We start from the raw sequence: 7,814 nt of genomic DNA, 5'->3' as shown, positions 1-7,814 counted from the left end.
CGCGCGTGGCGATGTCGCGCAGGTCGTGGCGGGACTGGCGTTCGCCCAGCGCGCACGCCAGCTTCAGCGCGCCGCCCGCGACGCGGTCCAGCAGCTCACCGTGCGCGCCGCCGCGGCGCAGGAACTCGGCGCCCAGCATCGTCGCGACATACGGTTCGACGACGAGGCCGCGGCCCAGTTCCTGCATGACGACGAACATGTCGACCGCGTCGCCGTCGAAGCCGCCGTGCGCTTCCGGCAGCGGGAGCGCCGTCAGGCCCAGTTCGGCGAGCGTGCCCCAGGCGGCGTCCGACACGCCCGCGGGCGAACCGACGATCGCGCGGCGGGCGTCGAACGTATAGTCGCGTGCGATCCAGCGCTTGAGGGCATCGGCCAGTTGCAGTTGCTCTTCCTTGAAGTTGAAGTCCATGTCTTTCCTCACAGGCCCAGGATCATCTGGGAGATGATGTTGCGTTGGATCTCGTTCGATCCGCCGTAGATCGACGTCTTGCGGACATTGAAGTAATGCGGCAGCAGCGGCGCGGCGAAGTCGTCGTCGATGGCGCTGTGTTCGCGCGCGCCGTCGAGATAGGCCGCATCGAACGGCAGCGCCAGCGGGCCGGCCGCCTCGACCATCAGCTCCGACAGCCGCTGCTGGATCTCCGTGCCGCGCACCTTGAGCACGGACGCTTCCGGGCCCGGCGCCTTGTGGGCGTCGGCCAGCACGCGCAGCACGGTCATCTCGAGCGCCATGAGTTCGATCTCCAGGTCGGCGACTTTCGCCGCGAACAGCGGGTCGTTCAGCAACGGCCGGCCATCCTTCTGCTCGCGCCGCGCCAATGCCTTCAACCGGTCCAGTTCGCGCTTGGACCGGCCCACGGCCGCGATGCCGGTGCGCTCGTGGCCCAGCAAATACTTGGCATAGGTCCAGCCCTTGTTCTCCTGGCCGACGAGGTTAGACACCGGGACGCGCACATTGTCGAAAAAGACCTCGTTTACTTCGTGGTCTTCATCCAGCATGATGATCGGGCGCACGGTGACGCCGGGCGCATGCATGTCGATCAGCAGGAAGGAGATGCCCTCCTGCTTGCGCACGCCGGGGTCGGTACGGACGAGGCAGAAGATCATGTCGGCGTGCTGGGCCAATGTGGTCCACGTCTTCTGGCCGTTCACCACGTAGTGATCGCCGCCGCCGTCCCGCTCAAGGACGGCCGTCGTCTTCAGCGACGCGAGGTCGGACCCGGCGCCCGGCTCGGAATAGCCCTGGCACCACCAGTCCTCGCACGCCAGGATGCGCGGCAGGTAGTAGTCCTTCTGGGCCTGGCTGCCGAACGCCATGATCACCGGCGCGACCATGTTCACGCCGAACGGCAGCACGGGCGGCGTGCCGGCGCGGGCGCATTCCTCGTCGAAGATGTGGCGCTGCACGGGCGTCCAGCCCGGCCCGCCGTACTCGCGCGGCCAGCCGGGCGCGGCCCAGCCCTGGCGCGCCAGGGTCCTGTGCCAGCGGACGTAGTCGTCCTTGTGCAGGCGCAGGTGGTGTTGAACCTTGTGGCGCAGGTCGGCCGGCAACTCGGCCTCGAGGAAGGCGCGTACCTGGTCGCGGAAAGCCAGGTCGTCGCCGGTGTAGGTCAGGTCCATGTTGTCTCCTTTGTTGTGCCGGCCAAAAAAGCACGACCGTTCAAAAGATTGTACCTGAAATCACCGGGCGATAAAGAGGGGGCCTCCCAAAAGCATCGCCCCCGCACGGGGCGGGGGCGACGAATGCGTGATGACTGCGAACCGCGGATCAGTGCTTGCGGCGACGCACGACACCCATCGCGCCCAGCATGCCGGCCAGCATCAGGGCGATCGACGACGGTTCCGGTACGGCGGCGGCCGCCGGCAGGCTCACCGGCAAGCCGGCGCCGATGCCGGTATCGATGCCGCCGTCGCCGGCATCCTGGGCCGGCACCGGCAGCTCGACGATCGCGCCGCCCGTCTGCCCGCCCGCGGCCGGCGTGATCACCGTGGCGCCATTGCCCGAATTGCCATAATTGCCCGACGGCGCCCCGTCGACGCTGTTGCCCACGTCGGTCGATCCGCCGCCTTTGGTGGACCCGCCGCCAGCGGCCGCGCCGCCGCCGGACGAACCGCCGCCGCCGCCGGATGCTCCGCTGCTGCCCGCTCCACCCAGCTGACCCGGCGTGACGACCTTGCCGTCGCTGGTGGACACCACGGACATGCCGTTACCCAGCATCGCCGCGAGCTTCGCGTTGCTGGTGCTCAGCAGATACGTGCCTTCGATACCCTGCGAGTACGACAATTTGACTTCCGTACCGGTCTGCCCGACGCTTGCGCTCGCCTTTTGATACAACGCCTCGGCGAGGTTACCGCTGCCATAGGCCGCGCCGCCGACCAGGCTGACGCCGTTCGCCAGCACCCCGGAACCGACGACATCCGCGCCGTTGCCGCCGGTCCATCCGGACAGGAAACCCGATTGGGCCGCTGCCGAGACCACTTCCGCTTGCGCCCCGCACGCGCTTCCGAACAGGAGAGCCGCCGCGATGAGGTAACGAGTTGACATAATGAACTCCTTGCTCAGTGTGAAAAGTTATTCTTAATTTAACTGCTGAGCCAATGTATCACAGCTGCAAAAATCACAATTTTCAATTGAACGGCATAAAAAAAGGCGAGGCCCCATGGGGAGCCTCGCCTTCGGTCATTCTTTCCGGGTGAAAACCCGGAAATTTCTACAAAATAATTAACAATTCATTAGTTACTATTCTGTTTCAACATTGACAAGTACGGCATGGCGCGCGATGCCATCCGGGTGTCCGCCTTCAGCATGCCGGCCTCGTCGGCCAGGATGTGTGCCGCTTCCTGCAGATAGACGTCCTTGGCGTTCTTGGCGGCCTTCTCGGCGGCCAGTTCGGCCGTCAGGCTGCGCTCGTCGCCCTGCAGGCCGTCGTCGGCGCCTGCCGCGCCTTTCAGCACGACATTCGTCTTCTTCGGGCTCGTCGGCGACGGCACCTTGCCGCGCTGCTCCTTGCTGCCCGGACCCGACACCGGCTCGTCCGGATTGTCCTTGCCGGCCAGGCGCGATTCGCGCAGGCGCGCCTTGGCTTCCTGGCTCTCGCGCTCCTTGCGGCGCACCGCTTCGTTCAGCGAGATGACGTTGTCCTTGCGCAGCTTGAGGGCTTCGGCGATGTCTTGCTCGATGTCCAGGAAGTCGCGGTCCTTGGCGACGCGCGCGTCATGCTTCTTCTGCAGCGGATTGAACAGCTCCTTCAGGTCGCCGGCCGGCATATAGGTCGCCGGCTTGATCTGCACCCACGGCAACGCGTTCTCGTACGACTGCTCGCCGAAGTTGTCGTCATCCGACGTCACCGGGAACTTGATGTCCGGCGTGACGCCGCGCAACTGCGTCGTGCCGCCGTTGATGCGGAAGAACTGGGCGATCGTCATTTTCAGCTCGCCGTACTTCAGCTTGTCGTCCTGCGAGAAACGGTCGAGGTTGATCAGCGTCTGCACGGTGCCCTTGCCGAAGCTCGGCTCGCCGATGATGATGCCGCGGCCATAGTCCTGGATCGCGGCCGCGAAGATCTCCGACGCCGATGCGGAACCGCGGTTGATCAGCACGCCCATCGGACCGTCCCAGGCCAGGCCGGCATCTTTGTCGCTCTCGACCTCGACGCGGCCTTCGGCGCTGCGCTGCTGCACGACCGGGCCCTTGTCGATGAACAGGCCGGTCAGTTCGACGGCCTCGATCAGCGAACCGCCGCCGTTGTTGCGCAGGTCGATCAGGACGTTGTCGACCTTCTCCTTCTTGAGTTCACCAAGGATGCGCTTCACGTCGCGGGTGGCGCTCTTGAAATCCTTGTCGCCCTTGCGGCGCGCCTCGAAGTCCTGGTAGAAGGTCGGCAGCTGGATCACGCCGATGCGGCGCTTCACGCCGTTGTCGGTGACCTCGATGATCTTCTTCTTGGCCGACTGCTCTTCCATGCTGATCTTCTGGCGCACGAGCGAGATGGTCGTGTGCTTGCCGTCCTGGCCGACGTCGGCCGGCAGCACGTCGAGGCGGACCGTCGAATTGCGTTCGCCGCGCACGAGCTGCACGACGTCGTCGATGCGCCAGCCCATCACGTCCGTGAACGGGCCGTTGCCCTGCGCGACGCCGACGATGCGGTCGCCCACCTTCAGCTTGCCGGACTTGTCGGCCGGGCCGCCGGGGACGACTTCGCGGATCACGGTGTAGTCCTCGCGCGACTGCAGCACGGCGCCGATGCCGTCCAGCGACAGGCGCATGGCGATGTCGAAGTTCTCGGCCGAGCGCGGGCCCAGGTAGTTCGTGTGCGGCTCGATCGCCATCGCGTACGCGTTCATGAACATCTGGAACACGTCTTCGTTGTTCAGCTTCTTGAGGCGGCTCTGGTAGCCCTCGTAGCGCTTGTCCAGCGTCTCGCGGATCGACTTGTCGTCCTTGCCGGCCAGCTTGAGGCGCAGCCAGTCGTTCTTGACGCGCTTGCGCCACAGGTCCTTCGCTTCGTCCTCGTTCTTTGCCCACGCGGCCTTCTCGCGGTCGATCTGCAGCGTCTCGTCCGTGTTGAAATCGAACTTGCCCTTCAACAGCTCACGGGCGTACGCCATGCGGTCGAAGAAACGCTGCTGGTACACGTTGTAGATCTGGAAAGGCACCGTCAGGTCTTCGTTGTTGATCGCATCGTCCAGCTTGTTGCGCACGGGTGCGAAGCCGTCGATGTCGGCCTGGGTGAAGTACAGCTTTTCGCTGTCGAGCGCCTTGAAGTAGGCGTCGAAGATCTTCGCGGACATCGCGTCGTCGAGCGGCATCGCCTTGTAGTGGTAGCGCGCGAGCACGCGCGACGCCCACAGGGCGGCCTGGGTCTGGGCGACGGATGGCTTGAGCTGGACGATGGCGGCCTTGTCGGTCTGGACGGCGGCGACCTTTTCCGGCTGCGCCGTGACCACGTGGGCCGACATGGCAAACGCCAGCGCGACCATCAACATCTGCTTCTTCATTCTATAGGTTCTCCGGACGGGATATTCAATGGCGACTGCCAGGCGGGAGGGCTGACGGTCGCGCCGACGCAGCGGCGGATGCGACCCATTCTACAGGATAGCGCAGCGGCGCAGAGCCGGCTTGTACGCGTTTCAGCCGAGCTTAAGTCTTGACGGCGGCCGGGCGCCTACGCTTTTACAAATCGAAACAAACTGGTCTGAAACCAGCACAGGGCAAGGCCGGCCGCCGCGATGATCAACAGATAAGGCCAGCTGCGCAGCGCCAGCTTCCAGTCGACGGGCGACGGCCAGAACGACAGGAACTGCGGCGCCAGGAGCAGGGTCAACGCCAGGTCGGCCGGGCCGAAGTGCCAGGCGGCGCGGGTGCGCCACCACGCCACGCCCAACGGCACGAGCAGCACCAGGAACGGTGCCAGCGCCGCCGGCGCCGCGTTATACCAGCGCAGGTTGGCAAACGACACCGACCCCAGCTCCCAGGTGCGGCCGTTGCGGCGCGGGATGATGGTAAAACCGACCGGATCCGCGCCGAGCAGCAGCCCGACGGCGAAATGCGCCAGCTCGTGGCAAAACGTGCCGACCGCGCTGAACAGGAAAAAGACGGGGTGCGCCCTGGTGACCATCCAGATCAGGAATGCCAGCGCCAGCGAGGGCGCGAGGTACAGCGCGATCTCGCCCAGGCCGCAGGCCCAGGCGGGCAGATGGGCGAGGCAACCTGCCGGCCAGGACATGGTCGTGCCGCGTCAGCCCAGGTAGAAACAGCGCCCGCAGGCCTGGCGGTAGCTTTCGTTGCCGCCAATGCTGACCTGCTCGCCTTCGCGGATGCGGCGCCCCTCGGCGTCGACCCGGATGTTCATCGTCGCCTTCTTGCCGCACGTGCAGATGTTCTTGATTTCCTCGATGTCGTCGGCCAGCGCCAGCAGGTAGGCCGAGCCGGGGAACGGGTCGCCGCGGAAATCGCTGCGCAGGCCGTAGCAGATCACGGGCACGCCCCGCACCTGGGCCAGCTGGTGCAGCTGCACGACCTGTTCCCGCGTCAGAAACTGGGCTTCGTCGACCAGGACGCAGGCCACCGCCGGCGCGTCGTCCAGGAAGTTCGTGCGCGGGTCGAACACGTCGGTCTGGCGCTGCGGGCCCAGGCGCGACGTGATCTGGCCGACGCCGTAGCGGTCGTCGATGGCGGCGGTGTACAACCGGACCTTCTGGCCCTGCTCTTCGTAGTTGTGTGCCACTTGCAACAGCGACGTCGATTTGCCGGCGTTCATCGCCGAATACCTGAAATAGAGTTTTGCCACTGCCCTGCCCCGCCCTGGAATGCCGTTGTACGATCCGGCGATTATAGCAATCCGGCATGCGGCGGCGCCAGGGTGGGCCGGGCGGCGTCAGCGCCGCCGCCGCGCGGCCAAGCCGAACAATCCCAGTCCGGCCAGCAGCATGCCGTAGGTGGCGGGCTCGGGCACGGCCAGCATCACGTTGTTGGCCGTTGGCCAATAGCTGCCGTTCGCCTGCAGCGTGACCGACTCCAGCGCGCTCGTCGAGACGAAGCCGAGGAACGACGTCTCCGTGGCGCCGTCCAGCGCATAGCTCAGCGTGTCGCCATCGCTCGCGGTCAAGGTCAGGCTGCCGGACGGGAGGAATTGCCCGGCGATGTCGGACGCGAAGAACTGGCCGCCGAACGCGCTCACGCCGCCGGAGAAATTACTGAAAACAATGGTGTCGGCCTGCGTATTGTTCGACAGCCAGTAATCGCCCGGTCCGCCGGCACCCCACAACGCGCCGTACGAATACGCCTGGTAGTCGTAGCTGCCGGCGTTGCGGAGCAGCGTGTCGCCATATTGCTGCACGCGCAGGTCGTCATAGGTGTCGATGCCCGGCGCGGACACGGCGGACATGAAGTCGGCCGCGTTCGTGTAGACATGGATGTCGGCACGGGCCGCGCCCGCGGCGCACAGCAGGACAGCCAGGCATAGGGGTTTCAGGGACAGCGGATATTGGGTACGCACATTGTTCTCCGAGGTTAGTCGATGGGATGACCCGGCGGGCCGGCCCCAAGTACATACCCGTGCCGCATTCGATGCAATCTGAATGACCGTGCATTCGCGGCCGTCTTGTGCTGCGTATATAGATGAGTGTGGAAGATGCGCGCGGATGGCCTCAGCCGCGGCGCCGGCGCGCCATCAGGCCCAGCAGGCCGATGCCCGTCAGCATCATGCCGTAGGTGGCGGGTTCCGGCACCGCGAGCACGACGTTGTTCGCCGTCGGCCAGTACGCGCCGCCGTCCGTGGCCAGGGTCACGGAAGACAGGGGCGACGTCGACACGAAACCGACGAACGAGGACGTCGTCGCACCCGTGACGTTATAGGTGAGCGTGCCGCCGTCGGCGGCCGTCAGCACGACGTTGCCGTCCACGAACTGGCCGGCGACGTCCGACGCGAAGAACTGGCCGCCGAAGGCGCTCACCCCGCCGGTGAAGTTCGAGAACACGATGGGGTTGTCGCGGGTATTGTTCGACAGCCAGAAATCCGTCGGACCGCCCGCGCCCCAGATACCGGTGTCGGAATACGCCTGGTAGTTGTAGGCGGCGGCCGTACGAAAGACCGTGTCGCCGTACGGTGCGATGGTGAGGTCGTCGAACGTATCGACGGCGGGCGCCGAGACGGCGCTCAGGAAGTCGCTCTGGGACGTGTAAACCGTGATGCCCGCCTGGGCACCGGCCGCGGCGCACAACATGGCGGCAAGGCACAGCGGTTTCAGCAAATACAACGGCAGCGATTGGATACGCACGATGCACTCCTTGGTTGGTTGGACAGCCGTGTGGC

Annotated in this window: 7 protein-coding genes and 1 pseudogene; all 8 read right to left on the bottom strand. The window is 65.7% G+C overall.

Annotated elements, in window-relative coordinates; translation table 11 throughout:
* Positions 1 to 352: pseudogene (locus tag ASC93_RS32270) on the bottom strand (acyl-CoA dehydrogenase family protein); the annotation flags it as partial.
* A 65-nt stretch (positions 353 to 417) separates the two neighbouring features.
* The gene (locus ASC93_RS18980; RefSeq protein ID WP_056445774.1) at positions 418 to 1,620 is read right to left on the bottom strand and encodes an acyl-CoA dehydrogenase family protein; all 1,203 of its coding nucleotides are present in this window, start codon (positions 1,618 to 1,620) and stop codon (positions 418 to 420) included.
* A 148-nt stretch (positions 1,621 to 1,768) separates the two neighbouring features.
* Positions 1,769 to 2,545, bottom strand: coding sequence for a PEP-CTERM sorting domain-containing protein (locus ASC93_RS18975; RefSeq protein ID WP_157202007.1), 777 nt, complete (start codon positions 2,543 to 2,545; stop codon positions 1,769 to 1,771).
* Positions 2,546 to 2,733: 188 nt separating this feature from the next.
* The gene (locus tag ASC93_RS18970) at positions 2,734 to 4,998 is read right to left on the bottom strand and encodes a carboxy terminal-processing peptidase (protein WP_056445767.1); all 2,265 of its coding nucleotides are present in this window, start codon (positions 4,996 to 4,998) and stop codon (positions 2,734 to 2,736) included.
* A gap of 167 nt (positions 4,999 to 5,165) precedes the next feature.
* Positions 5,166 to 5,726 (bottom strand): hypothetical protein, encoded by a 561-nt coding sequence (locus ASC93_RS18965; RefSeq protein ID WP_056445762.1) that lies wholly within the window; start codon positions 5,724 to 5,726, stop codon positions 5,166 to 5,168.
* Between the two features lie 12 nt (positions 5,727 to 5,738).
* Positions 5,739 to 6,290 carry a thymidine kinase gene (locus ASC93_RS18960; RefSeq protein ID WP_056445759.1) on the bottom strand — a complete coding sequence of 184 codons (552 nt, stop codon included), beginning with the start codon at positions 6,288 to 6,290 and terminating at the stop codon, positions 5,739 to 5,741.
* An 87-nt stretch (positions 6,291 to 6,377) separates the two neighbouring features.
* Entirely contained in the window at positions 6,378 to 6,998 is a 621-nt protein-coding gene (locus ASC93_RS18955; RefSeq protein WP_056445756.1) for a PEP-CTERM sorting domain-containing protein, read from the bottom strand.
* A gap of 151 nt (positions 6,999 to 7,149) precedes the next feature.
* A complete protein-coding gene (locus ASC93_RS18950; RefSeq protein WP_056445753.1) occupies positions 7,150 to 7,779 on the bottom strand; it encodes a PEP-CTERM sorting domain-containing protein in 630 nt (209 codons plus the stop codon).
* Positions 7,780 to 7,814 lie beyond the last annotated feature (35 nt).

Source organism: Massilia sp. Root335, assembly GCF_001425685.1.
GTDB classification, from domain to species: domain Bacteria; phylum Pseudomonadota; class Gammaproteobacteria; order Burkholderiales; family Burkholderiaceae_D; genus Telluria; species Telluria luteola.
This window is presented reverse-complemented; position numbering and strand designations above follow the sequence as displayed.

What these genes read in the sequence shown, in the direction of transcription:
- ASC93_RS18980 (WP_056445774.1), bottom strand. Translation starts at nt 1,620, where the DNA reads ATGGACCTGACCTACACCGGCGACGACCTGGCTTTCCGCGACCAGGTA.
- ASC93_RS18975 (WP_157202007.1), bottom strand. Translation starts at nt 2,545, where the DNA reads ATGTCAACTCGTTACCTCATCGCGGCGGCTCTCCTGTTCGGAAGCGCG.
- ASC93_RS18970 (WP_056445767.1), bottom strand. Translation starts at nt 4,998, where the DNA reads ATGAAGAAGCAGATGTTGATGGTCGCGCTGGCGTTTGCCATGTCGGCC.
- ASC93_RS18965 (WP_056445762.1), bottom strand. Translation starts at nt 5,726, where the DNA reads ATGTCCTGGCCGGCAGGTTGCCTCGCCCATCTGCCCGCCTGGGCCTGC.